19 protein-coding genes are annotated in these 24,883 nt (G+C 64.9%); 11 read left to right on the top strand and 8 right to left on the bottom strand.

From position 1 onward, the window contains the following. Positions 1-52: 52 nt before the first annotated feature. From KI609_RS02780 to KI609_RS02770, 3 genes are all read right to left on the bottom strand, one after another. The gene (locus KI609_RS02780; protein WP_226450158.1) at positions 53-922 is read right to left on the bottom strand and encodes a pseudouridine synthase; all 870 of its coding nucleotides are present in this window, start codon (positions 920-922) and stop codon (positions 53-55) included. Positions 923-1,295: 373 nt separating this feature from the next. Next, the gene (locus tag KI609_RS02775; RefSeq protein ID WP_226446865.1) at positions 1,296-3,644 is read right to left on the bottom strand and encodes a putative bifunctional diguanylate cyclase/phosphodiesterase; all 2,349 of its coding nucleotides are present in this window, start codon (positions 3,642-3,644) and stop codon (positions 1,296-1,298) included. Next, on the bottom strand, positions 3,644-4,372 hold the full coding sequence (locus KI609_RS02770) for a methylamine utilization protein (RefSeq protein WP_226446862.1): 729 nt from the start codon (positions 4,370-4,372) through the stop codon (positions 3,644-3,646). The genes KI609_RS02775 and KI609_RS02770 overlap by 1 nt, the downstream gene beginning before the upstream one ends. Positions 4,373-4,761: 389 nt before the next feature. Between KI609_RS02770 and KI609_RS02765 the strand changes: the two genes are divergently transcribed. Further along, positions 4,762-6,486, top strand: coding sequence for a methyl-accepting chemotaxis protein (locus KI609_RS02765; protein ID WP_226446860.1), 1,725 nt, complete (start codon positions 4,762-4,764; stop codon positions 6,484-6,486). A 77-nt stretch (positions 6,487-6,563) separates the two neighbouring features. On the opposite strand, the gene KI609_RS02760 is transcribed toward KI609_RS02765, so the two are convergent. Then, positions 6,564-7,286 carry a Crp/Fnr family transcriptional regulator gene (locus tag KI609_RS02760; RefSeq protein WP_226446858.1) on the bottom strand — a complete coding sequence of 241 codons (723 nt, stop codon included), beginning with the start codon at positions 7,284-7,286 and terminating at the stop codon, positions 6,564-6,566. A gap of 226 nt (positions 7,287-7,512) precedes the next feature. Here KI609_RS02760 and KI609_RS02755 point away from each other — a divergent pair, with 226 nt between their 5' ends. After that, positions 7,513-8,709, top strand: coding sequence for an ABC transporter substrate-binding protein (locus KI609_RS02755; protein WP_226446856.1), 1,197 nt, complete (start codon positions 7,513-7,515; stop codon positions 8,707-8,709). A 182-nt stretch (positions 8,710-8,891) separates the two neighbouring features. On the opposite strand, the gene KI609_RS02750 is transcribed toward KI609_RS02755, so the two are convergent. Then, positions 8,892-9,710, bottom strand: a complete 819-nt coding sequence (locus KI609_RS02750) for a general secretion pathway protein GspB (protein ID WP_226446854.1) — start codon at positions 9,708-9,710, stop codon at positions 8,892-8,894. Positions 9,711-9,715: 5 nt separating this feature from the next. Continuing rightward, positions 9,716-11,467 carry an ExeA family protein gene (locus KI609_RS02745; protein ID WP_226446852.1) on the bottom strand — a complete coding sequence of 584 codons (1,752 nt, stop codon included), beginning with the start codon at positions 11,465-11,467 and terminating at the stop codon, positions 9,716-9,718. Between the two features lie 229 nt (positions 11,468-11,696). Here KI609_RS02745 and KI609_RS02740 point away from each other — a divergent pair, with 229 nt between their 5' ends. The 9 genes from KI609_RS02740 (at position 11,697) to KI609_RS02700 (ending at position 23,138) form a co-directional block, all read left to right on the top strand. Further along, the gene (locus KI609_RS02740; protein WP_226446849.1) at positions 11,697-13,643 is read left to right on the top strand and encodes an AMP-dependent synthetase/ligase; all 1,947 of its coding nucleotides are present in this window, start codon (positions 11,697-11,699) and stop codon (positions 13,641-13,643) included. 57 nt (positions 13,644-13,700) lie between these two features. Further along, positions 13,701-14,486: an ABC transporter ATP-binding protein gene (locus KI609_RS02735; protein WP_226446847.1), complete on the top strand. Its 786-nt coding sequence runs from the start codon at positions 13,701-13,703 to the stop codon at positions 14,484-14,486. Between the two features lie 15 nt (positions 14,487-14,501). Beyond that, positions 14,502-15,431 (top strand): branched-chain amino acid ABC transporter permease, encoded by a 930-nt coding sequence (locus KI609_RS02730; protein ID WP_226446846.1) that lies wholly within the window; start codon positions 14,502-14,504, stop codon positions 15,429-15,431. A gap of 31 nt (positions 15,432-15,462) precedes the next feature. Next, positions 15,463-16,539, top strand: a complete 1,077-nt coding sequence (locus KI609_RS02725; RefSeq protein ID WP_226446842.1) for a branched-chain amino acid ABC transporter permease — start codon at positions 15,463-15,465, stop codon at positions 16,537-16,539. 127 nt (positions 16,540-16,666) lie between these two features. Further along, complete coding sequence (locus KI609_RS02720; RefSeq protein WP_226446840.1) at positions 16,667-17,995, top strand: ABC transporter substrate-binding protein; 1,329 nt, start codon at positions 16,667-16,669, stop codon at positions 17,993-17,995. Positions 17,996-18,219: 224 nt separating this feature from the next. Further along, positions 18,220-19,029, top strand: coding sequence for an ABC transporter ATP-binding protein (locus KI609_RS02715; protein WP_226446838.1), 810 nt, complete (start codon positions 18,220-18,222; stop codon positions 19,027-19,029). 226 nt (positions 19,030-19,255) lie between these two features. Beyond that, entirely contained in the window at positions 19,256-20,509 is a 1,254-nt protein-coding gene (locus KI609_RS02710; protein WP_226446836.1) for a phenylacetate--CoA ligase family protein, read from the top strand. 346 nt (positions 20,510-20,855) lie between these two features. Then, positions 20,856-21,842 (top strand): tripartite tricarboxylate transporter substrate-binding protein, encoded by a 987-nt coding sequence (locus KI609_RS02705; RefSeq protein ID WP_226446834.1) that lies wholly within the window; start codon positions 20,856-20,858, stop codon positions 21,840-21,842. Positions 21,843-22,106: 264 nt separating this feature from the next. Continuing rightward, complete coding sequence (locus KI609_RS02700) at positions 22,107-23,138, top strand: Bug family tripartite tricarboxylate transporter substrate binding protein (RefSeq protein ID WP_226446832.1); 1,032 nt, start codon at positions 22,107-22,109, stop codon at positions 23,136-23,138. A gap of 71 nt (positions 23,139-23,209) precedes the next feature. Here KI609_RS02700 and KI609_RS02695 read toward each other — a convergent pair whose 3' ends face one another. Both KI609_RS02695 and KI609_RS02690 read right to left on the bottom strand, forming a co-directional pair. Next, positions 23,210-23,533 carry a DUF1840 domain-containing protein gene (locus KI609_RS02695; RefSeq protein ID WP_226446830.1) on the bottom strand — a complete coding sequence of 108 codons (324 nt, stop codon included), beginning with the start codon at positions 23,531-23,533 and terminating at the stop codon, positions 23,210-23,212. Between the two features lie 13 nt (positions 23,534-23,546). Then, positions 23,547-24,836 carry a class I SAM-dependent methyltransferase gene (locus KI609_RS02690; protein ID WP_226446828.1) on the bottom strand — a complete coding sequence of 430 codons (1,290 nt, stop codon included), beginning with the start codon at positions 24,834-24,836 and terminating at the stop codon, positions 23,547-23,549. Between the last annotated feature and the right edge of the window lie 47 nt (positions 24,837-24,883).

The raw sequence follows: 24,883 nt of genomic DNA, 5'->3' as shown, positions 1-24,883 counted from the left end.
GCAGATCCGAGCAAGGACGCGACGAATGCGGGGGCCTCGGACCGCTCAGCGCTCAGAACCGCTCGTTGGCGGAAAGGTAGCGCCACTGCCCCACCGGCAAGTTCCCCAGGGTGATGCGGCCCATGCGGATGCGCTTGAGGCCCACCACCTTCAGGCCGACCTGTTCGCACATGCGGCGGATCTGGCGCTTTTTGCCCTCGACCAGCACAAAGCGCAGCTGCTCGGGGTTTTGCCATTCGACCTTGGCGGGCTTGAGTGCCTGGCCGTCCAGGCTCAGGCCGTGGCGCAGGCGCGCCAGCATCGCGGGTGGAAACACCGCCTGCACATTCGTGCTCACCGGGTCGTGTTCGCCGATTTCCTGCAGCGGCGCGCTGCGCTCGTCGGGATGGCGTCCCTCGGCCTGGCCCGGGCCCTGATAGACCACACGCACGAGGTATTCCTTCTCCAGGGTCGAATCTTCCCCAATCAGCTGGCGCGCCACGCGGCCGTCCTGCGTCAGAACGAGAAGGCCCACCGAATCGATATCAAGCCGCCCCGCCGGCGCCAGGCCGCGCAGGTGCGGTGGCGTAAAGCGCATGCCGCTGGGGTCATCGCGCCAGTGCGTGCGCGGGTTGATCAGCGCCACCGCCGGCGTGTGGCCATCCTCGGCCTGGCCGCTCACATAGCCCATGGGCTTGTTAAGCAGGATGGTGACGCGATTGTCCTGGTGGCGCTGGGCCGCACGCTCGACCGTGACCGTGTCTTGTGGCGTGACCTTGACACCCATCTCAGCCGGCGCACCGTTGACATACACCCAGCCATGGGCAATCCAGTCGTCCGCCTCGCGGCGCGAGCACAGGCCCAGCTCGGCGAGGCGCTTGTTCAGGCGCACGGCACCGTTGGAACCCTCGGCGCTGGTGGCGGCCTGTGCCGGACTGGGCACGCGCGGCGCAGGCCGGGCCGCAGGTGCGCCCGCAGCGGTCGAACCAAAGCGGGCTGCGGGCGCAGGGCGAGCTGCAGGCGCAGGGCGAGCCGGGCGCGCACCAGACGGGGCCGCCGCTGGCCGAGCCGCCGCTGGCTTCACAGGGGTCGCAGACACCGCAGGGCGGCGCAGCACTGGGCGTAGAGCAGACGGGGCCGCCGCTGGCGCGCCCGCATCAGAAGGGGCCGCTGAATGGACTGGCGGGCGGGAACTCGAAGAAGACATTGCGCGTATTGTTACCCGTGGGCTTGCCAGGGCCGGCCGGCCCACGGGGGATTGATCAGGAAAAAATGGGTGGAATGGCGCGGCGCCACCCCACCGGTACCGCCAAAGCTTACCCCTGGCGCACCTGCCAGGCCAGAAAATCATCGACCGGCAGCGGCCGGGTGATGTGATAGCCCTGCGCTTCATCGCACGCCAGTGTGCGCAGGTGTTCCATGATCTCGGCCGTCTCGACCCCCTCGGCCACCACGGTCAGGCCCAGGTTGTGCGCAAGGTCGATCGTCGAGCGCACGATCATCACATCGTCCTCCCCCACCTCCATGCCCATCACAAATGATTTATCGATCTTGAGCTCATCCACCGGCAGGCGCTTGAGATAGGCCAGCGACGAATAGCCCGTGCCGAAGTCGTCGATGGACAGCTTAAATCCTTGTTCGGACAACCGGTTGAGCATGGCTTCAGCGCGTTGAGGGTCGTCCATGATGGCGCTTTCGGTGATCTCCAGGCAAAAGGCGCTGGCCGGGACCTGATAGCGCGCCAGGATGTCGGCCAGCCGGTCGCTGAGCTCGGGGTCCAGCAGATCGCGGGTGGACAGGTTGACCGACACACGCAGCGGCATGCCGGCCGTGCGCAGATCGGACAGCAACCGGGCCACCTGCTCGAACATCCACAACGTGAGCTGGCGCACAAACCCGGTTTGTTCGGCAAACGGTATGAATTCCATGGGGGGCACCAGGCCACGCTGCGGGTGCTGCCAGCGCACCAGGGCTTCGGCGGCCAGGCTGGCTTGCCCGTGCAGCGGCACTTTGGGCTGCAGATACAGGCGCAACTCGTTGTGTTCCACCGCATGGCGCAGCTCGGTCAGCAACGACAAGGTCTGCGAACTGGCCAGATCGAACGAGGCGTCGTATTGCAGCGCGCCGCTGAGCTTGCGTTTGGCCGCGTACATCGCGATCTCCGAGCGGCTGAGCAGGGTGTCGGCATCGGCGGCATCCCCAGGCCAGCAGGCAAAACCGATGCCCGCGCTCAGGTCCACCGTCTGGTCGTCAAAGGCCAGCGGCACTTCAAACGACTGCGTGATGTGCTGCGCTGTGCCATGTGCGGCCACGGCATCTGCGCGCTGCAGCAAAATGGCGAACTCATTGCCCCCCATGCGCGCGACTATGTCGCCGGCAGATGGCAACAGCTCGGTCAGCCGCCCGGCAACAGCCTGCAGCAAGCGGTCGCCAAACGCGTAGCCCAACACGTCATTGACATGCTTGAACCGGTCCAGATCAAGCGTAAGCACCGCCAGGGGTTGCGCGGCTGCAGTGCTGCCCGCGCTGGCAGCGCTGGCGATGGCCTGAACCACCGCCTCACGAAACCGCTCGCGGTTGGGCAAACCGGTCAAGCGGTCCCAATAGGCCAGCCGGCGGATCTCGGTTTGCTGCGCACCGATGTCCACACGCATGTGGTCAAACGAACGCGCCAGGTTGCCAATCTCGTCGGTGCGGCGGGTGTGCTCCAGCGGCACGTCGTATTCACCACGCGATAGCCGCTGTGTGGCCACCAGCAACGAGCGCAGGGGCGTTGCCAGGCGCTGCGCCACCAGCCCCGTGCCTATGGCAAACAGCAGCACGCCCGCCACCGTGATGATGGCCAGCAGCACCTGCAGCTGGCGGTAGGGCGCCACCACTTCGTCCACCGACCGGAGCAACAGGGACGACACCTCGCCCCCCACGCTGTCGAGTGGGCTGGCGCGCGCCAGCAGCGTGCCTTCCGCGGTGTGCAGCTCGCCCTGCACCACCCCTTCGCGCAGCAGCTGCGCCCTGGCATCAGGCGGCAAGGTGGTCACGGGCACCTTGGCGGCGCCGCCCGCCTCCTTGACCACCAGCGCCACATGCACGGACAGAAGCTGGCGCATTTCATCGGCCTGCGCCTGGACAATGGGAAACCCCATCAGCACCCATCCGATCACCACGGGGGCCCTCATGGGCACCATCACAAACTGGTAAGGCACGCCGTCCATCACCGCGATCTGGCTGCCCTGCGGCTGTGCGGCAAGGCGCGGCACGATCTGCTGCAAGGTTGCGGGAAACTGCGCCATCCCGTCTGACAGGCTGACGGCCCGCAGCGCAAAATCGGTCGCCAGCAGCGCTGTCACCGCCGCCCCGATGCGGCTGCCATGGTTCTCCAGCACCGACTGGATGGTGTCGGCATCGCCCGAGTTCACCGCCGACCGAAACCCATAGTCGGCCGCCAGCAGCGCAGATCCTTGGCGCAGCTGATCTGCGTTCTGCTCCAGCAGGCGGCGCCAGATGTTTTCGTCGAGATCCAGGGCCCGCGCCACCTGCGCGCGGGCGTTGTGATCAATGGATGAGCGCACCACCATAAAACCTGCCGCTTGCACGATAAGCAACAGCAACAGGGACAGTCCCACCATGCGCAGGATCAGGCTGTGTCGCGCCAGGCGCAGTCGCATCAAGGCTGTAACCCCGTCATGCGCACCGACGCCGACACCGCGCCAGTTGCGGGCACCGTCAGTGGCTGCTCCTGCGCTGGTGCGCCCACGGGCAGGCGTGCGTGCCAGGTGCGCAGCGTGTAGACGCCGGGCGGCACGTTGTCGAGTTGCACTTTGCCGCTGGCATCGGGCACGCGGGCATAAAAGGGCGTCTCCACCACCAGCATCCAGCCCACCATCTGGTCATGGATGTTGCAGCCAAGCACCACCACGCCGGGCTTGTCGAACAGCACGGGACTGGAGGGGGTGCCGCTGTAGAGCTTGAGCTCGAATTTTTTGGCCGGAGAAAACGAATACACGTGGTGCCGCACCGAATCGTGGTTGGGGAACCGCACCTCGGTGCCAACGGGCACTACCAATACACCGGGCAAAAATTTGCGTTTTTCTTGCGCCATTTCGACGCCGACAAGAGGTTTGACCTGTTTGCGCGCGTCGGCCGAATCAAGAAAAACCACCGCATCCGCCAAAGGCTGGCCCGCTGCATCGGCCACAGCCACCGCGACAAGTCCTGCATGTGCGGCCGCCCCCAGGCTGCCCACCAGGCACAGCGCGAGCCCACCGCGCAACACCCGTCCACGCCCGGGCGCATGGAAGGCAGGTGCCGTCCTGCGCAGGCCCCTGGCAAAGCGAGCGCACTGGCCAGCGAATGGCGCACACAGAGCCAGCAAGAAGATGGAAAGCAGCGTCATCAATGGCCTCGCGTTTGTTACAGGTTAATACCTATTCGGCCGCAACGGTGGATGATAAAAGGAAGAATGGATGCGGTCGGATACATCATTTTTAATAGCTATAGCGCCTTATGGGTAAACCGCTAACGGCGATTTTCATCAAGATGCGCAGGCACAATAAAAACCTTTATTCGCCGCTGATTGTCCGCCTTCCGGGCGCGGCCATTTGTAACAGCCATGGTCATGTGATTCACGCATGAGGGCATCCCCAAGCCTCATGACCTTGGGCCTGATTTCTCCCTACACTGCGTCGTTCAGACGGCAAGATCAGAGCAGCGCCCCGTGCGGGCATCGATATTGCATTACCCGGATTGCGCTGTTGGATTTTTCTCCGCGATACAAGGACTTTCATGCTGGCCGCTTCTTCTTCACCCAAATCCTTTTCTATCTCCAGCCGGCTAGGGCTGGGGTTTGGATGCATGCTGGTGCTCCTCGTGGCCGTAGCGGCAGTGGGGCATCTCTCGGTGGGCAAGGTGCATGACCAGATGCTCCAGATCACTGGCGTGGGCGCCAGCAAGGCCAAACTGGTCAGCAGCATGCTCGAAACCGTGAGCGCCATGGGCCTCCACGGCCGCTCTGCGGCCATGCTCAACGACATCGACCCCAAGCAGGCCCACGAACAGGTCGAGGCGGTGGCTCAAACGCTCAAGGAATATGCGCAGCTGGAGGCCGCGCTCGCAAAGACCGTGTCACCTGACCAGGCCACCCCGGAGGAGGTCCAGCTGCTCACCCAGGTGCAGGCGCTGGGCCAGAAGACACGCCCCGAGCTGGACACTGCCATCAAGGCGGTGGATGACGGCGACACCGTGAGCGCGACGCTCGCGCTGATGACCCGCGTCGCACCGCTGGAGACCGCGTGGCGCGCCAAGCTGCGCGAACTGAGCGAACTGCAGAACACCCTGAACGCCCAGGCCACCGCACTGGCCGACCAGACCCAGAGCCGTGCGCGCACCGTCGGCGGCCTGCTGGTTCTGCTGGCCATTGGACTCGGCGCATTGATCGCCTGGCGCATCACCGCCGGCATCACCGCACCGCTCGGGCGTGCCGTGGTGGTGGCCGAGCGTATTGCACGCGGCGACCTCACATCCCAGGTGGAGGTGCGCATCCATGACGAAACCGGCCGCCTGCTCGAAGCCATCGCCGCCATGCAGGAGCGTTTGCGCACGCTGGTGGGGGAGATCGGGCAGACCGCTGAATCGATCCTCGTGGCCAGCTCGGAGGTGGCGTCGGGCAACCTCCACCTGAGCCAGCGCACCGAGCAGACTTCGCACAACCTGCAGGGCGCCGCCACCGCGCTGGCAGAGCTGACCGGCACCGTGTCGCAAAGCGCAGACTCGGCCCGGCAGGCCAACCAGCTGGCATCCACCGCATCCGAAGCCGCCACACGCGGGGGCGAAGTGGTGTCGCAGGTGGTGCGCACCATGGACACCATCAGCGCCAGCTCGCGCAAGATCGCCGACATCATCAGCGTGATCGACGGCATCGCCTTTCAGACCAACATCCTGGCACTGAACGCCGCCGTAGAGGCCGCACGGGCGGGCGAACAGGGCCGGGGGTTTGCCGTGGTGGCCGGTGAAGTGCGCAGCCTGGCGGGCCGCTCTGCCAACGCGGCGCGCGAGATCAAAACACTGATCGGCGCCAGCGTCGATCAGGTGCAAGAAGGCAGCACCTTGGTCAACCACGCGGGCAAAACGATGGAAGACCTGGTGCTGTCGGTGCGCCGCGTCTCCGACATCATGGGTGAGATCACGGCGGCCACCCACGAGCAAAGCGAGCGCATCGGCCACGTCAACCAGTCGGTGGGCGCGCTCGAAGAGATGACCCAACAAAACGCCGCGCTGGTCGAAGAGGGCTCGGCCGCCGCAGAAAGCCTGAAAGACCAGGCAGCGCGACTCACCCAGATGGTGGGCGCCTTCCGCCTCACACGCAACGACGGAGGCGACGAAAACAGCTGGAGTCCCGCGTCCACGCAGGCCACACCGGCTGCGGCCGCAGGGCATGTTCGCCTGGCCTCTGCAGGGGCTGCAGGCCGCCCCATGGCACAGCACACCAAGGCGCCGTTATTGCCGCAATGAACGGGCTGAAAGCGCTGAAAGAGCTGAACGCATAGCGCACCGCCCTTCCCGGCCACCTGCGCCGGGCACGCGCCGTCTCACCCACCCTGCCACTGAAAAATGCTGGAGCGCAGCGCGCCCAGGTCCAGCACCCGCAAGCCGCCATATTCCACCCGGATGGCGCCTTGCAGCTCCAGCGCCGCCAGCGCCTCGTTCACGCGCTGGCGCGACAGACCCACCAGATACGCCAGCTCTTGTTGCGTGATGCGCAGCACCTCGCCCACGCCGGGGTACAACACCGGGTTGAACAACGACGCCAGGCTGCGCGCCACACGCACGTCAGGGTTGCCCAGGCGGTCGATCTCGCGCGCGGCAATGAACTGGCCCAGGCGTTCGTTGAGCTGGTTCATCACAAAGCGGTTGAAACCGATGGAGTGGTCCAGCAACCAGTGAAACGTGTCGATGTCCAGCCCCGCCACGATGCTCTTGCGCAGCGCCTGGATGTTGTAGCGGTAGGGTTCTCGCTTCAACGCCGTGCCCTCGCCAAACCAGCCACCGGGCGGCACTCCCGTGAACGTCATGGTCTGCCCCTGCGCGTTGTCGGTGCTCATCTTGAGCAACCCCTCCACCACCCCGAACCAGTAAGTGACAGGTCGCCCCACGCGGCACACGTAGTCGCCCGCCTTCGCATCCCCCACCAGCAACGCGGCCACGGCCCGTTCGCGGTCCGCTGGCAACAGCAGGTGCAGCCAGGGGATCCCTGCAAGCTCTTGCGACGTGGGCGGCCTGCGCCGCTGGTGCAAGGACAGGTCTTGGTTCATGCGCAGTTCCCAATTCCATGGAGGCGCAGCCCCCACGCTAAAGATAAAAAACCCGCGAAGCTGCCACGCGGACTCAAGGCTCCCAGGCGCGGCGGGTGCAGCAAAAGCCGGGAATACCACGAGACCAATTGTCGCCAGACTGACAAAAAAATGTCAATCGTGACGGGATGATGGTGCCTCAGCCCGGCCGCCCGCGCGCGGCCCATGGCCCTAAAAAGAAACAGACATGCACCACCACCCCACACCCACCTCTTCTGAATTGACCCGGGGGCACCTAGATTGCCAGCCCCCGCTGGCCCGGCGCCAGATCCTGGCGGCGGCGCTCAGCCTGCCCCTGCTGGGGGCGGTGCGCCGCGCCAATGCGCAGGACGCGACCATCAAGATTGCGCAATCGACCGCGCTCACCGGTCCGCTGGGCGATCTCGGTTCGGCCATGCACCAGGGTGCCAAGGCCGCATTCGCGGCCTTCAACGCGCGCGGCGGCATCCACGGCAAAACCATCGAGCTGGTGACCAAAGACGATGCCTATGAGGTGCCCAAGGCCCTGGCCAACGTGGAGCAGTTTCTGGCCGACCCGGGCAACTTTGCCCTGTTCAACTGCATGGGAACGCCCATGATCGACGCCATGCTGCCCAAGGTGATCGACAGCGGCATTCCGTTCTTCGCGCCGTTCACGGGCGCGCAGCTGAGCCGCACCAAGACCGCGCGCAATGTGTTCAACATCCGCGCCAGCTATGCCGACGAGGCTGAAAAACTCGTGCAGCATTTGTCCACCATCGGGATTCAACGCATCGGCATCGTTTACCAGAACAACGCGTTCGGCAAAGAGGTGTTCACCGCCGCCAGCGCGTCGATGGACCAGCTCAAGCTGCCCAAGGCACTGTCCGTGACGGTGGAAAACAATGCGTCAGACGCAGGCACCGCAGCGGCCAAGCTGGCCGACGGCAAGCTCGAAGCCGTTGTGATCGGCCTGGCGGGCAAACCCACCCTCGAATTCGTGAAGGCGTTTCGGGGGCTGCAACGCGGCGTGACGCTTTATGCGCTGTCGGTGATGGGCACCTCTGCCACCGTGAAGACGCTGGGCGCCGATGCGACCGGCATGGCGATCTCCCAGGTAGTGCCCCTCCCCAGCAACGCCGTCATGCCGGTGGTGCGCGAATTTCAGTCGGCCTGGAAAACATCGGGCGCCACGGCCGAGCCGTCGCACCTGGCGCTGGAGGGCTACATCAACGCCCGCGTGTTCGCCGAGGCCCTGCAGCGGGCTGGCCGCAACCCCACGCGCGCCGCCTTCATCGACGCCACCTGGAACCTCAAGAAGTGGGACCTGGGCGGCTTCGAGATCAACGCCAGCACCCCCGAGCGCAATGCGTCGCGGTTTGTGGAGCTGACGTTGGTGGGGCGCGACGGCCGGTTCATCCGATAGCACCAACAGGGCGGACCACGGCCCCGCCTGTAAATATCAATTTGATAGCTGCAAGCGCTTGATGGACAAGCGCTACAGGGCAATTTGGCTCATACCCCTCCACCCAACCCCACCAGACCCGGCAGCACTTACGGCCGAACTCTCCGCCGCATCGTGCGCCGAGAAGTCCCGTCCCCGGCCCCTCAAGGCGCCAGACCGTACCGGTAGCCCCGGAACGACCAGACCGTGCGCCCGGGCTCGATCCTCTCCAGCAGCAAACCCGGCGCAGCGGGGTCCCCCTCGTGCAGCACTTGCCCGTTGACAATCGCCATGCGCGACACCGGGTTGCTGGAGTAGGTGATCCCCGAGATCTTCAACACCGGCAGTTGCCCGCGCACGGAATCAGGCAAATCCGCCTGGGCGAACACCGTGCCCGTGGCCGAGATGGGTGATATGGGCGGTGTACCGGCCGGCCCCGTAGCCGCAACGGCCGCAGGTGGTGGCTCACGGCGCACAGGGTCTGCCGGCTCACGCGCAGGCGCGCGCGGGGTTTCGGCAGAACGGGGGCGTGCCAACCCGGCAGACGGCGCTGGTGCGGTGCCGGGCGCCCGGTCCGCTTTTTCGCGCGATGGCGCAGCGGCACGTTTCACGGGCGGTGCGGGCACCGCTGGCTCGGGTGGGGCGATCAGGACCGGCGCGACGGCGGGCGCCGCCACCGGCGCCGCAGGCGCGATGGCAGACATTGCGGGCGGCGCGGCCACGGCCGCCGACGGCGGCGCCGAACCAGCAGCCACCACCACGCCGCCCTGGGGGGCGCTGCGCTGCGTCACCCACCAGGCACCGGCGGCAGCCACCACGGCCACAGAGGCCACCGTGGCCGCGATCCACACAGGCGACGCCATCGCCCGCGTGGTCGCGGCAGCGTTGCCTGGCACGGGCAGTGACTGCGAATGAATACCGGGAACCGCCCCGCGGCCGCGCTCCGCTTCGGCGCGCCGCAGCGCATCAAGAATGTAAGACATGGGATTCAGGCTCCGGTGCGCAGGCGCGGTTCACTCACACCCACCAGGCGATTGAGCAACATCAGGGTCAAAGGGCCAGCACGGCCGTCGGGCGTCACGCCCTGGGCCAGCTGGAATCGCTGGATGCGCGACTGGCGCACGGCAGGCGTCACCGGTCGGCCACCGCCACCCGCGCCCGTGCCGCCTGCTGCGGTGGAGGCCAGTTGCTTGTCAAGCCACGCCAGCCCTGCGGGGGTATCGGTGATCTCGCCTTTGTCAGGCATTCCTGCCGGGGCACGCCACAGCGTGGCGATATCGCCGCGCCATACCTGCGCCAGCTCGCTGACGGGCACCCGCAGCGTATGGCCGCCGCCTTCCAGCACGGCCACATCACCGTCCAGCTGGCGCAGCACGGCCGATACGGCGACGTCGGTTTCGTCCGAGGCAAAAAGGGCCAGCAGCACGGGCCGGTCGATCTGCCGCACCAGGTTCAGCCCCGCGCGGCGGTTGCGGTAACAGCGCAAACCCTCACGCACGAGCGCGGCACACGCATCGACGCCGTCGGGCACCGTAGCCCCCCAGGCCGATGCTAGCGCCTGCCAGGCAGCGCCCTCCCCCGCCGGCTGTGCGGCCAGAAACTGGCTCAGCCCCGATGCCGGGCGCACGGCGGGCGCCGAACCTGCCGCCGAGGCCGCCAAAGCCACCGGGGGCGCAGCCGCCACACCACCGGCCAAGGAAGCCCCGCGCTGCGGGGCCACACTGCCGCCCCCTTGCGCCGCCACGCCACCAGCACCCACTCCAACGCCGCTGCTGCGCGGCGGCGACAAGGGCCAGCCGCCCAGATAGGCGCTGGCCGCTGCCACGACGGCAGCCCCCACGCAAGCCCCCAGTGCCACAGACGCCCACGAGGGCCACGTTCGGCCGCGCCCCCGAGCAGCGGCCGCCGCTGCCGAGGCGGGCGCATCAAACACCTCCCGCGCAGCGCGGTTGACGATGGCGACGCCCACCTCACGCACCCCGGCCGAGTACGCACCCAGCAAGGCCCGGTCGCACAGCAGGTTGATGCGCCGGGGCACCCCACGCGACAGGACATGAATGCGCCGGATCGCGCGCTGGCTGAACGGCACGGGCCCCTGCAGGCCCGCCACGGCCAAGCGATGGGCAATGTACTGCTGGGTTTCCTGCGGGCTCAGTGCATCCAGGTGAAACCGCGCGATCACCCGCTGCGCCAGTTGCTCCAGCGACGGGCTGGCGACCATGGCCCGCAGCTCGGGCTGGCCGATCAGGATGATCTGCAGCAGCTTGCGTTCGCTGGTCTCCAGGTTGGTGAGCAGGCGCAGTTGCTCCAGCACATCGGCCGACAGGTTCTGCGCCTCGTCAATGATGAGCACGCTGTTGCGCCCCGCAGCATGCGCGGCCAGCAACGATGCGTTGAGCGGGTCGATGTAATCCTTGACCGTTTCCCCTCCTGGTGAGGACGCCTGGTGCGGCACCCCAAATTCATCACAGATGGAGCGCAGCAACTCGCCCACCGTGAGCTTGGGGTTGAAGATGTAGGCCACATCGCAGTGCGACGGGATCTGCTCCAGAAAACACCGGCACACGGTGGTTTTGCCCGCGCCCACTTCGCCCGTCAACAACACAAAACCGCCCCCCGCATCCAGCCCATAGAGCAGATGCGCCAGTGCCTCGCGGTGGCGCTCGCTCATGAACAGGTAGCGCGGGTCGGGGGCGATGGAGAACGGGGCGTGCTGGAGACCGAAAAACGGGGCGTACATGTGCGTGAGGATACCGCCCCGCCAAGTCAGGCAGCCGGGGCCGGTGCAAACCACACGGTGGCGCGTTTTGTGTCAGAGGCAGGGTTTAACCTCCCAAGGAGTTTCCCGTAAATTGTCGTCGGCAAGACAAGATGACGTCAAAGTGGGTTCTAGCATTGTCCCAACGCGTTGCCACAGAGCAGCGCCCCCTGCAGTCACCGGGCTGACCCCCTTTTTTTTAGGAGCCGGAATGAAGACCACGTTCCCGCAATTGCTGCTCAAGCATGCAGCCGAGCGCCCCCATGCCCCGGCACTTCGTGAAAAAGAATACGGTATCTGGCAAAGCCACGGGTGGGCCGACCTGGCGCGCCTGGTGGAGCAGATGGCCGCCGGCCTGCACCTGGCCGGGCTGCAGCGCCATGAACACATGGTGGTGATCGGCGCCAACCGCCCCCGCCTGTACGCCACCATGCTGGCGGCCCAGTCGCTGGGGGCCATTCCGGTGCCGCTGTACCAGGACGCCGTGGGCGCGGAATGTATCTTTCCGCTCAACAATGCGGACGTCCGGTTTTGTGTGGTGGAAGACCAGGAACAGGTCGACAAACTGCTGGAGATCCGTGAGCAGTGCCCCCAGATTGCACGCATCTACTTTGATGATCCTCGTGGCCTGCGCAAGTATGAAGAAGAAGGCCTCGCTTCGCTGGACGCACTGATCGAAGCCGGCCGTGCCCATGCCGCAGCCCACCCAGAGTGGTTTCGTACCGAGGTGGCCAAGGCCAGCCCCGACGACGTGGCAGCGATGTTCTTTACCTCGGGCACCACCGGCAACCCCAAAGGCGTGGTGCACACCCATAGCACCCTGATCGACCGCGCCTCGGCGGGCGCCGAATTTGACAAACTCACCAGCTCCGAAGAAGTGCTGGCGTATCTGCCCCCCGCGTGGATCGGGCAGAACATATTCAGCTACGCACAATGGCTGGCCTGCGGCTATGTCGTCAACTGCCCCGAGTCGGCCGGCACCGTGACCATCGATCTCAAGGAAGTCGGTCCCACCTATTACTTTGCGCCCCCGCGCATTTTTGAAGGCCTGCTCACCAGCGTGATGATCCGCATGGAAGACGCGGGGACCATCAAGCGAAAGATGTTCCACGCCTGCATGGAGGTGGCCAAGCGTGTGGGCCCGGCGCTGATGGACGGCGAACCCGTGGGCCTGTGGGACCGCCTCCAATACGCCATAGGCAACGCGCTGGTGTACGGGCCGCTGCGCAACAACCTGGGGTTCAGCCGTGTGCGGGTGGCCTACACAGCGGGCGAGGCCATCGGGCCCGACCTGTTCACCTTCTACCGCTCCATCGGCATCAACTTGAAGCAGTTGTATGGCTCCACCGAAACCGCCGTGTTCGTGTGCCTGCAGCCCGACAACCAGGCCCGCGCCGACACGGTGGGTGTGCCTATTCGCGGCGTGGAGATCAAGGTGGCCGACAACGGAGAGATCCTGGTCAAATCCGCCGGTCTGCTCAAGGAATACTACAAGAACCCTGCCGCCACGGCCGAGGTGCTGACGGCCGACGGCTGGTATCACACCAGCGATGCGGGCTTTCTTGATGGTCACGGCCACCTCAAGATCATCGACCGGGTGAAAGACGTGGGCCGCATCAAGGGCGGCGCCAACGATGGCGCCATGTTTGCGCCCAAGTACGTGGAGAACAAGCTCAAGTTCTTCCCGCACATCAAGGAAGTCGTCGCTCTGGGCGACGGCCGCGAGAAGGTGTGCGTGATGGTCAACATCGACTTCGACGCGGTGGGCAACTGGGCCGAGCGCCGCAATCTGCCGTATGCAGGCTACACCGACCTGGCGCAAAAGCCGCAGGTGTATGAGCTGATCCGCGAGTGCATCGAGAAGGTCAACGCAGACCTCGCCACCGACGCCATGCTGGCGGGCAGCCAGGTGAGCCGTTTCCTGGTGCTGCACAAGGAGCTCGATGCCGACGACGGTGAACTCACGCGCACCAACAAGGTTCGCCGGGGTTTCATCGCCGAAAAATATGCCGTGTTGGTGGACGCACTCTATGCGGGCCGCACCGAGCAATACATCGAGACGCAGGTCAAGTTCGAGGACGGACGCACGGGCAGCGTAAGTGCCACCCTGAAGCTGGCGGACACCAAAACCTTTGCGCCGGTCAAGAAGGCCGCGTGAATGCCCGGCCTCACCCAGACACCGCACCGCATCCCATAGATTGAGTTCAGGCAACCCATGACCACTAAGAAGATCGGCGACGTCATTCTCGACGTCAAGAACATCAGCCTGCGGTTTGGCGGTGTGAAGGCGCTGACCGACATCTCGTTCAACGTGAAAGAACACGAGATCCGCGCCATCATCGGCCCCAATGGCGCTGGCAAAAGCTCCATGCTCAACTGCATCAACGGCGTGTACACGCCGCAGGACGGCTCCATCACCTTCCGCGGCAAGACGTTCTCGCACATGAACTCGCGCCAGGTGGCCGAGATGGGCGTGGCCCGCACCTTCCAGAACCTGGCGCTGTTCAAGGGCATGAGCGTGATCGACAACATCATGACCGGGCGCAACCTCAAGATCAAAAGCAACATCCTGCTGCAGGCGCTGCGCATCGGCCCCGCCGAACGCGAAGAAATTGCGCACCGCGAAAAAGTCGAGCACATCATCGACTTCCTCGAAATCCAGGCCTTCCGCAAGACACCCGTAGGCCAGTTGCCCTATGGCCTGCAAAAGCGCGTGGACCTGGGCCGGGCCCTGGCCATGGAGCCGCAGGTGCTGCTGCTCGACGAGCCCATGGCCGGTATGAACGTGGAAGAAAAGCAGGACATGTGCCGCTTCATTCTCGACGTGAACGACGAGTTCGGCACCACCATCGTGCTGATCGAGCACGACATGGGCGTGGTGATGGACATCTCTGACCGCGTGGTGGTGCTCGACTACGGAAAGAAGATCGGCGACGGCAGCCCCGACGAAGTACGCAGCAACGAAGACGTGATCAGTGCCTATCTGGGCACCTCGCACTGATCAGGAGAACAACACATGGCATTCTTTCTCGAAACACTGATCGGCGGCCTTATGGCCGGCATGCTGTATTCGCTGGTGGCGCTGGGCTTCGTGCTGATCTACAAGGCATCGGGCGTTTTCAACTTCGCGCAGGGCGCGATGGTGCTGTTCGCTGCGCTGGCCATGGCCCGCTTTGCCGAATGGATTCCCCAATGGACCGGCATTCAAAGCCCCATCGTGGCCAACCTCGCCGCGTTCGTGATCGCGGGGGCCATCATGTTCGTGGTGGCCTGGCTGATCGAAAAGCTGGTGCTGCGCCACCTGGTGAACCAGGAGGGCGCCACGCTGCTCATGGCCACGCTGGGCATCACCTACTTTCTGGAAGGCCTGGGCCAAACGCTGTTTGGCAGCGACATCTACAAGATCGACATCGGTATGCCCAAGGAGCCCATTTTCATGCTCGACGGCATGTTCCAGGGCGGCATCCTGGTCAACAAGGAAGACGTGATTGCCGCAGCCATTGCCGCCGCCCTGGTGGCGCTGCTCTCCGTGTTCTTTCAAAAAACCTCCACCGGCCGTGCGCTGCGTGCCGTGGCCGACGACCACCAGGCGGCGCAATCCATCGGTATCCCGCTCAACCGCATCTGGGTGATCGTGTGGTGCGTGGCGGGCGTGGTGGCCCTGGTGGCCGGGATGATCTGGGGCAGCAAGCTGGGCGTGCAGTTTTCGCTCACTACCGTGGCGCTGCGTGCGCTGCCCGTGGTGATCCTGGGCGGCCTGACCTCGGTGCCCGGCGCCATCATCGGCGGGCTGATCATCGGCGTGGGCGAGAAGCTCTCCGAGGTGTACCTGGGCCCGTTCGTGGGCGGCGGCATCGAGATCTGGTTTGCGTATGTGCTGGCGCTGGTGTTCCTCCTGTTCAGACCGCAAGGTTTGTTCGGAGAGAAGATCATTGACCGCGTGTAAGCCATAACAACAAGAACACAGGAGACACACCATGCTCTACCGCGAAAACGGCCAGTTCAAGACCAGCTACCGCGCCGACCAGCAGATCTTTCCCATCGCCCAGGACCGCATCGCCGTGGCGCTGCTGCTCGCCGTCGCGTTCCTGGTGGTGCCCATGCTGGCCAGCGACTACATCTTCCGCGCCATCCTGATTCCCTTCGTCATCATGGCGCTGGCGGCCCTGGGGGTGAACATCCTCGTGGGCTATTGCGGCCAGATCTCACTGGGCTCGGGCGCCTTCATGGCGGTGGGGGCCTACGGGGCCTACAACTTTTTTGTGCGCTTTCCGGGCATGCCGCTGATCCCCGCGCTGATCCTGGGTGGGCTGTGCGCCACGTTCTTCGGCATCCTGTTCGGGCTGCCCAGCCTGCGCGTCAAGGGGCTGTATCTGGCGGTGGCCACGCTGGCCGCGCAGTTCTTCAGCGACTGGATGTTCCTGCGCATCAAGTGGTTCACCAACAACTCCGACTCGGGGTCGGTGTCCGTCAACAACCTGCAGGTGTTCGGTTTTCCCATCGAGAGCGCTACCAGCAAGTACCTGTTCTGCCTGGCCCTGTTGGTGGTCGTGGCCCTGCTGGCCAAAAACCTGGTGCGCGGCGCCATTGGCCGCGAGTGGATGGCCATCCGCGACATGGACGTGGCTGCGGCCGTGATCGGCATCCGCCCCATGTACGCCAAGCTCAGCGCGTTTGCCGTCAGCTCCTTCATCGTGGGCATGGCCGGCGCGCTGTGGGCCTTTGTGCACCTGGGGGCGTGGGAGCCTGCCGCGTTCTCCGTCGAAATCTCGTTTCGCCTCTTGTTCATGGTGATCATCGGCGGTCTGGGCTCCATCGCAGGCGGGTTCTTTGGCGCCGCCTTCATCGTGGTGCTGCCCATCGTGCTCAACCAGTTTTTGCCCGCCTTCATGGGGTTGTTTGGCATCGAGGTGTCCACGGCGGGGGTGTCGCATGCCGAACTGATGATCTTTGGCGCGCTGATCGTGTGGTTCCTGATCGTGGAGCCGCATGGCCTGGCCAAGCTGTGGTCCACCGCCAAGCAGAAGTTGCGCCTGTGGCCGTTCCCGCATTGAAGGCGCAGCCTGCAGGAAACCCCTTACTCGCAATTCCTGATACGGACTTCCCGATTGCCGCGTTAACTGTCTGTCAGTCATCTGGTTTCCCCCCGTGCTTCAACACATTCATTCAAAGGAGACATCCATGAAGCTTTCGAAAATCGTGATCGCCGCTGCGGTGGTTGCTGCCGGTGCCTCGTCCATTGCGACGAGCGCCTTCGCGCAAGCCAAGGAGCAGTTCTTCCCGCTGCTGTCCTACCGCACTGGCCCCTACGCCCCCAACGGCGTGCCATGGGCCAACGGCAAGCAGGACTACATCAAGATGATCAACGCCCGCGACGGCGGCGTGAACGGGGTGAAGCTCACCTTCGAAGAATGTGAAACCGGCTACGCCACCGACCGCGGCGTGGAATGCTACGAGCGCCTGAAGGGCAAGCCCGGCGTGGCGCTGTTCGACCCGCAAGCCACCGGCATCACCTTTGCGCTGACCGAAAAGGCGCCCGTGGACAAGATCCCGCTGATGACGCTGGGCTATGGCCTGTCGGTCGCGCAGGACGGCCAGGCCTTCAAGTGGAACTTCCCGTTCATGGGCAGCTACTGGACCGGTGCCGACATCCTGATCCAGCACATCGGCAAACAAGCAGGGGGCCTGGACAAGCTCAAGGGCAAGAAGATCGCCCTCGTGTACCACGACAGCCCATTCGGCAAGGAACCCATCCCGGTGCTGCAGGAGCGCGCCAAGATGCACGGCTTTGAGCTGCAGATGCTGCCCGTGACCGCGCCCGGCGTGGAACAGAAAGCCACCTGGCTGCAGGTGCGCCAGAGCCGCCCTGACTACGTGCTGCTGTGGGGCTGGGGCGTGATGAACTCCACCGCGCTGAAGGAAGCCCAGGCCACCGGCTACCCCCGCGACAAGATGTACGGCGTGTGGTGGGCCGGTGCCGAGCCCGATGTGCGCGACGTGGGCGACGGCGCCAAGGGCTACCACGCGCTCGCACTCAATGGCTACGGCACGCAGTCCAAGGTGATCCAGGACATTCTCAAGAATGTGCATGACAAGGGCCAGGGCACGGGCCCCAAGGAGGAAGTGGGCTCGGTGCTGTACACGCGCGGCGTGATCATCCAGATGCTGGCGGTCGAATCCGTGCGCCGCGCGCAAGAGCGTTTTGGCAAGGGCAAGGTCATGACCGGCGAACAGGTGCGCTGGGGCATGGAAAACCTGGCCCTGGACCAGAAGAAACTCGACGCACTGGGCTTCAAGGACCTGATGCGCCCCCTGTCCACCAGCTGCGCCGACCACATGGGCTCCACCTGGGCACGCGTGCATACCTGGGACGGCAAGAAGTGGGACTTCTCCTCTGACTGGTATCAGGCCGATGAGCAGATCCTGAAGCCCATGGTCAAGGCCGGCGCCGACAAGTACCTGGCGGACAAGAAGATGACCCGCCGGGATGCGGCGGACTGCCAGTCGTGATCTCTCCCCTGAGGCGCTGACGCGCCCTCCCCCTCTCTCGAATCGCCTTGCGATTCGAGAGAGGGGGACGCCACCAGCGCGTCGGGGCGGCCCTTGCGCGGTGGCACTGGTAGTGGGCTGCGACAGTTTTACGGCCAGTGACTAGCGGTTGCTACTACGGGGCAGCCGCCAATCGAAAGGGTTGCAAGTGCAGCCCTCCCGATTGGCACAGCGAAGGCAACACCATGGATTCAAAAAACATTGTTCTCAACGTCAACGGCATCGAGGTCATCTATAACCACGTGATCCTGGTGCTCAAGGGCGTCTCGCTGCAGGTGCCCGAGGGCAGCATCGTGGCCATCCTGGGCGGCAATGGCGCGGGCAAGACGACCACGTTGCGCGCCATCTCCAACCTGCTGCAGGGCGAGCGCGGGGCGGTCACCAAAGGTTCCATCGAGCTGCGCGGCGAGCGCATCGAGAACCTCACGCCCGCTGACCTGGTCAAGCGTGGTGTGGTGCAGGTGATGGAGGGGCGCCATTGTTTTGCCCACCTGACGATCGAGGAAAACCTGCTGACCGGCGCCTACACCCGCGCCAGCAAGGCCGAGATCGCGGCCAACCTGGAGAAGGTCTACAACTACTTCCCGCGCCTGAAGACACGCCGCACCTCGCAGGCGGCCTACACCTCGGGCGGCGAGCAGCAGATGTGCGCCATTGGCCGCGCCATCATGACCAACCCCAGCATGGTGCTGCTCGACGAGCCCTCCATGGGCCTGGCACCGCAGATCGTCGAAGAGGTGTTCAACATCGTCAAAGACTTGAACACCAAGGAAAAGGTCACCTTCCTGCTGGCCGAGCAGAACACCAACATGGCCCTGAAATACGCGGACTATGGCTACATCATGGAGTCGGGCCGCGTGGTGATGGATGGCGCCGCCAGCGACCTGGCCAACAACGAGGACGTCAAGGAGTTCTACCTGGGCGTGGGCGGTGGCGAGCGCAAGAGCTTCAAGGACGTCAAAAGTTACAAGCGCCGCAAGCGCTGGCTGGCTTGAGAAGCCCCCTTGTGTCGCCTTCGGCGCCTTCCCCCAGGGGGACGCCACCAGCGCGGCGGGGCGGCCCTTGCGCGGTGGCGCTGGCCTTCGGCAGCGCGGGCGACCAGGGCCATGTTTTTTTTCAGACTTCGGACGAATTCACTCTTAATTTCATAGCTGCTTGCGCTTGATGGATAAGCGTCAGAGGCCAATTTCACCTTAAATCACCTCACAAGGAAACCAAGGCATGAGCACGTTCTATGACGCCCTGGAAACCCGCAGCCCACAGGAGCGCGAAGCCGCGCTGATGGCGGCGCTGCCCCGCCAGATCGCGCACGCCCAGAAGGCCAGCGCTGCATTCGCCAGCATCCTGACGGGCATCGACGCCGCCAGCGTGACCACACGCCAGGCGCTGGCGCAGTTGCCTGTCACGCGCAAGTACGAGTTGCTGGAGCGGCAGCAGGCCGAGCGCACAGGCGGTGGCAATGTGTTTGGCGGCTTCAGCGCGCTGGGCTTTGGGCCGGGCATGCGGCGCGTGTTTGCCAGCCCTGGCACCATTTACGAGCCCGAAGGCACACGCGGTGATTACTGGCGCATGGCGCGCGCCATTTATGCCGCAGGCTTTCGCAGTGGCGACCTGATCCACAACAGCTTCAGCTACCACTTCGTTCCTGCGGGTTCGATGATGGAAACCGGCGCCCATGCGCTGGGCTGCACCGTGTTCCCCGGCGGCACGGGCCAGACCGAGCAACAGGTACAGGCGATGGCCGAGCTGCAGCCTGCAGGCTACATCGGCACACCGAGTTTTCTCAAGCTCATCGTCGAAAAAGCCGCCGACATGGGGGTGGCGTTGCCCAGCGTGAAACGCGCGCTGGTGTCGGCCGAGGCCTTCCCGCCGTCGCTGCGCGACTGGCTGGCCGAGCGTGGCATTGCGGGTTACCAGTGTTATGGATCTGCCGACCTGGGGCTGATCGCCTACGAAACCGAGGCCCGCGAAGGGCTGGTGCTCGATGAAGGCGTGATCGTCGAGATCGTGCGCCCCGGCACGGGCGACCCGGTGCCCGAAGGCGAGGTGGGCGAGTTGGTGGTCACCACCCTCAACCCCGACTACCCGCTGATCCGTTTCGGCACGGGTGACCTATCGGCCGTGTTGCCCGGCCCCTGCCCCACAGGACGCACCAACACGCGCATCAAGGGCTGGATGGGGCGGGCAGACCAGACCACCAAGGTGCGGGGCATGTTCGTACACCCGGGGCAAATTGCGGCGATTGCGCGGCGATTTCCACAGGTGCTGCGCGCTCGCCTCGTGGTCAGTGGCGAGATGGCCAACGACCAGATGGTGCTGCAGGTGGAAACCACCGAAACCGCCGAGGGCCTGGCCCTCCAATTGGGCGACGCCATCCGCGACGTCACCAAGCTGCGCGGTGAGGTCGAGATGGTGCCGCCGGGCAGCTTGCCCAACGATGGCAAGGTGATCGACGACACGCGCAGCTACCGCTGAACCGGCGGCGGCGCGCGCGGCAAGCCCCACCCCTGGACGGCCTCACAAGGGCGGCGCAGGGGGCTTGGCGCGGCAACCCCACCCAAGGTGTTGCACAAGGGATTGCACCAAGGGTTCCGGCTGTTTGCGATGGCGCAAAAAACAGCGACACAAGTCCCTCGGCATCACATGGAAATCAATCCATTCCCTATCGAATCACTATGTAATTGATAGCGTTCAACGCTTTATTTTCAAGGGCTACAGAGCTATTTTCATTGACGTCAACCCGCATTTGTTGCTAGGTACTATCCGCAATGTTCGCGCAGGGGGTGCTCGTTATCATGGCGCGTCACTCACAGGAGAATCCATGAAAACAATGCTGAAAATCGCGCTGATCGCAGCAGCCGCACTGACCGCCCTGGGCACCAGCGCACAAGAGTTTCCAGCCAAAGACAAGAACATCACCATCGTGGTGCCGTTTGCGGCGGGCGGCCCCACCGACCGCGTGGCGCGCGACCTGGCCGAGGCCTTGCGCAAGCCGCTGGGCACGACGGTCGTCGTGGACAACACCTCGGGCGCCGGCAGCTCCATCGGCACAGCCCGTGTGGCGCGCGCCACCCCCGACGGCTACACCCTGTTGCTCAACCACATCGGCATGTCGACCATGCCTGCGCTGTATCGCAAGCTTCCGTTCAGCGTGCCCAATGACTTCGAGTACCTGGGCATGGTCAATGAAGTGCCCATGACGCTGATCGCACGGCCCACCATGCCCGCCAACAACTTCAAGGAACTGAACACCTGGATTCACCAGAACAAGGGCAAGATCAACCTCGGCAATGCAGGCCTGGGCGCTGCCTCGCACCTGTGTGGGCTGATGTTCCAGAACGCCATGAAGGTGGACATGACACCCGTCCCCTACAAGGGCACGGCCCCTGCCATCACCGACCTCATCGGCGGACAGATCGACTTGCTGTGCGACCAGACCACCAACACCACGGGGCAGATCGAGTCCAAGAAGGTGAAAGCCTACGCCGTCACCACCAGCAAACGCCTGACCACGCCCGCACTCAAAGACCTGCCCACGCTGGCCGAGTCGGGATTGAAAGACTTTGATGTGACCATCTGGCACGGTTTGTATGCCCCCAAGGGAACCCCGGCGGCCGTGCAAAAGAAGATCAACGATGCCCTGAAGATCGCGCTGAAGGACCCCGATTTCATCAAGAAGCAGGAAGGCCTGGGCGCTGTGGTGGTGACCGACCACCGCGTGGAGGGTGCCGAACACAAGAAGTTCGTTTTGTCTGAAATCGAAAAATGGGGCGCCGTCATCAAGGCCGCTGGCACCTACGCCGATTGATACCCAGGCACAACAGCCTACCGAGACACACCCGGGCCTTGCAGCCTGGGCCCGTCTCCCCCAAAGCCGCCGCGCACCACCAGGTGCCGGCGGCTTTTTTGTGGCCTGCCGACAGGCATACCGAAACCATCAAGGCGTTGAACGAGCGCAGCACGTGCCGTATTCGGGGCATCCAATCGCCTGGGATTGGGGTTATCCATCTGCCCGCCAACGGCGCGCGCGCGTAGAACCGGGGCATCGCACTTTCAAGTACAGGGAATTTTCATGACCACTCCGCAATCCACCCCCTCGCGCCGCCGCCGAGCCACCCTTGCAGGCGCCGCGCTTTTGGTTTGCGCACCATTGGCCTTGCCCGGCGCGGTGTGGGCCCAGGCCGCGTGGCCCAACAAACCGGTGCGCATCGTGGTGCCATTTGCACCCGGCGGCACCACCGACATCCTGGCGCGCGCCATGGCCCCCGAGCTTTCGCGCGCATTCGGCCAGCCCTTCATCGTGGACAACCGCGCGGGCGCCGGCGGCAACGTGGGTGCCGACATCGTTGCCAAGTCTGCGGGCGATGGCTATACGCTGCTGATGGGCACCGTGGGCACCCACGGCATCAACCGCGCGCTGTATGCCAAGCTGCCCTATGACCCCATCAAGGACTTTGTGCCCATCACCATGGTGGCCGCCGTGCCCAACGTGATGGTGATGAATGCCGAAAAGGCCAAGAGCATGGGCGTGCACAACGTGCAGGATTTCATCCGTGTCGCCAAGGCCAGCCCCGGCAAATTGAACATGGCGTCCAGCGGCAACGGCACGTCGATTCACCTCGCGGGCGAGCTGTTCAAAAGCACGACGGGCACCTTCATGCTGCACCTGCCCTACCGCGGCTCAGGCCCCGCGCTGATGGACATGGTGTCGGGCAACGCGGATGTGATGTTCGACAACCTGCCGTCGTCGATGGCGCAGATCAAGGCCGGCAAACTCACGGCACTGGCCGTGACCAGCTCACAGCGGTCTTCCGCGCTGCCGGACGTGCCCACGGTCGAACAAGCGGGCGGCCCCCTGCTCAAGGGCTATGAGGCAAGCTCGTGGTTTGGCCTGCTGGCCCCTGCAGGCACCCCCTCCGACATCGTCAACCGCATCCAGCAAGAGGTCGCCAAATCACTGGCCACACCGACCCTGAAAGAACGGCTGGAAGCCCAGGGCGCCATCCCCGGCGGCAACACCCCGGCCGAGTTTGCCAAGCACATCGACAACGAACACAAGAAGTGGGCGAAGGTGGTGAAAAGCTCGGGCGCCAAGGTGGATTGACGTGGTGGATTGACGTCAACCGGCGCGCCGCACTACCAGGCTGCCCGGCTACCGGCGGGCGCGCCTGGGGGTCACACGCCCCAGACCACGTCTGTGTTCTCTGCCGCACTCTTGCGCAGCATCTCGATGAATGGAGCCGCGCGCTGGCGCAGCCGCACGAGATCGCGGCGCTCTTCGGCGGCGGCTTGTTCATCGGCCTCGGCTGCATCTGCCGGCGGTTGCGCCTCATCGGCTGCCACGGCGGCCTCCAGCGCCGCGATGGCCCCCGGAATCTGCGCTGCAGTCACGATGCCGCTTGGGCCGGGCGTCTTGCCAATGATCGCCACGATCTGCCGCCCCTGAGGTTCCAGCATGATCAGGTCGGCGGCCGCGCGGGATTTGAATTTGTAGAGCATGTGAAGCGTTTTCCTAGGTGGGCAGGCTGTTGCTGGAAGGGGCGTAGATGTAGTCACGCGCAAATGGATAGCTCGATTGTGCCCCGCGCATGGCCCCGCCAGCGACATCGCCATCCGGCCGCGCTGCCAGGATCTGGTGCAACGCCATCCAGCCCTGCTCAAAACCCAGCGCACTGCCCGCCAGGTACAGGCGGTACGCGCGCAACGCCCTCTCGCCTTGTTCCGCACCCGTCTGCGCGTGCAGCACTTCGCGGGCCGCGGGCAATTGGGCTTCCAGCGCGTCGGACCACGCCCACAGAGTGCGCGCGTAGTGCGGGCGCAGGTTTTCCGTATCCACCATCTCCAGCCCTGATCGCGCCAGGTCGTGCAGCACCGCACTCACGTGCAGCAGCTCACCACCGGGAAAGATGTAGTGCTCCACAAAATCACCCATGCCCGCACCCAGCTGCGCGTTGTCCACCGCCCCTGCCGTGATGCCGTGGTTGAGCAGCAGCCCCCCGGGCCGTAGCAGGCGGGTCACGGCGTTGAAATAGCGCCCCATCTTGGCCCGGCCCACGTGCTCGAACATTCCGATGGAGGCGATCTTGTCAAACGGTTGCGTAGCCTGCAGCTCGCGGTAGTCCACCAGCTGTATGCGCACGCGGCCCTGCAGGCCCCGCTCCTCGATGAGCCGCTGCACATGGGCATGCTGATTGCGAGAAAGGGTGATGCCCGTTGCCTGAACGCCGTAGTGCTCGGCGGCCCACAGCAGCAAGCCGCCCCAGCCAGCACCAATGTCCAGAAAGCGCTCCCCAGGCGCAAGGCGCAGCTTGCGGCAGATGTGGTCGAGCTTGGCCTCCTGGGCCTGTGCCAGGGTCATTGCGTTTTCACGGAAATAGGCGCACGAGTACACGCGGCGTGGGTCCAGCCACAGCGCATAAAACGCATCGGACAGGTCGTAGTGAAACTGCACATGCCGCGCGTCGTTCCCCAGCGTGTGGACGGCCATGGACCGGGCGCGTGCCAGCGCCCGGTGCCACCAGCGGTTCTGTTGCTCGCGCGCGGGGTCGCGAGCGATCAGGCCAGCGGCGGCGGTCATCAGATCCCGCATGCCGCCTTCCAGCGCGACGCGCCCTTCGACGATGGCTACGCCCACATTGCCGATCTCACCCGTGGCGAGGGCCACCACAGACATGCGATCCCGAAAGCGCAAGGTCACGTCAGGGTGCGCTGCGCCCAGTTGCTGGCCCGCTGGCAGCTCCACCGCCAGGGGCACGGGCAACGCGGCCAACCGCGCCTCCAGGGTGTGCAACAGGTGCTTCATGGGGCCCATTCTTGAGGGAGCATGAGGCCGCGTCAACACCCGGCGCC

It is taken from the genome of Acidovorax radicis (assembly GCF_020510705.1).
Lineage (GTDB): Bacteria > Pseudomonadota > Gammaproteobacteria > Burkholderiales > Burkholderiaceae_C > Acidovorax > Acidovorax radicis_A.
The sequence above is the reverse complement of the archived record's forward strand: the minus strand, read 5'-3'. Positions and strand labels throughout refer to the sequence as shown.

Coding starts and splice junctions, on each gene's coding strand:
- KI609_RS02775 (WP_226446865.1), bottom strand. CDS start 3,644: ATGCGACTGCGCCTGGCGCGACACAGCCTGATCCTGCGCATGGTGGGA.
- KI609_RS02770 (WP_226446862.1), bottom strand. CDS start 4,372: ATGACGCTGCTTTCCATCTTCTTGCTGGCTCTGTGTGCGCCATTCGCT.
- KI609_RS02765 (WP_226446860.1), top strand. CDS start 4,762: ATGCTGGCCGCTTCTTCTTCACCCAAATCCTTTTCTATCTCCAGCCGG.
- KI609_RS02760 (WP_226446858.1), bottom strand. CDS start 7,286: ATGAACCAAGACCTGTCCTTGCACCAGCGGCGCAGGCCGCCCACGTCG.
- KI609_RS02755 (WP_226446856.1), top strand. CDS start 7,513: ATGCACCACCACCCCACACCCACCTCTTCTGAATTGACCCGGGGGCAC.
- KI609_RS02750 (WP_226446854.1), bottom strand. CDS start 9,710: ATGTCTTACATTCTTGATGCGCTGCGGCGCGCCGAAGCGGAGCGCGGC.
- KI609_RS02745 (WP_226446852.1), bottom strand. CDS start 11,467: ATGTACGCCCCGTTTTTCGGTCTCCAGCACGCCCCGTTCTCCATCGCC.
- KI609_RS02740 (WP_226446849.1), top strand. CDS start 11,697: ATGAAGACCACGTTCCCGCAATTGCTGCTCAAGCATGCAGCCGAGCGC.
- KI609_RS02735 (WP_226446847.1), top strand. CDS start 13,701: ATGACCACTAAGAAGATCGGCGACGTCATTCTCGACGTCAAGAACATC.
- KI609_RS02730 (WP_226446846.1), top strand. CDS start 14,502: ATGGCATTCTTTCTCGAAACACTGATCGGCGGCCTTATGGCCGGCATG.
- KI609_RS02725 (WP_226446842.1), top strand. CDS start 15,463: ATGCTCTACCGCGAAAACGGCCAGTTCAAGACCAGCTACCGCGCCGAC.
- KI609_RS02720 (WP_226446840.1), top strand. CDS start 16,667: ATGAAGCTTTCGAAAATCGTGATCGCCGCTGCGGTGGTTGCTGCCGGT.
- KI609_RS02715 (WP_226446838.1), top strand. CDS start 18,220: ATGGATTCAAAAAACATTGTTCTCAACGTCAACGGCATCGAGGTCATC.
- KI609_RS02710 (WP_226446836.1), top strand. CDS start 19,256: ATGAGCACGTTCTATGACGCCCTGGAAACCCGCAGCCCACAGGAGCGC.
- KI609_RS02705 (WP_226446834.1), top strand. CDS start 20,856: ATGAAAACAATGCTGAAAATCGCGCTGATCGCAGCAGCCGCACTGACC.
- KI609_RS02700 (WP_226446832.1), top strand. CDS start 22,107: ATGACCACTCCGCAATCCACCCCCTCGCGCCGCCGCCGAGCCACCCTT.
- KI609_RS02695 (WP_226446830.1), bottom strand. CDS start 23,533: ATGCTCTACAAATTCAAATCCCGCGCGGCCGCCGACCTGATCATGCTG.
- KI609_RS02690 (WP_226446828.1), bottom strand. CDS start 24,836: ATGAAGCACCTGTTGCACACCCTGGAGGCGCGGTTGGCCGCGTTGCCC.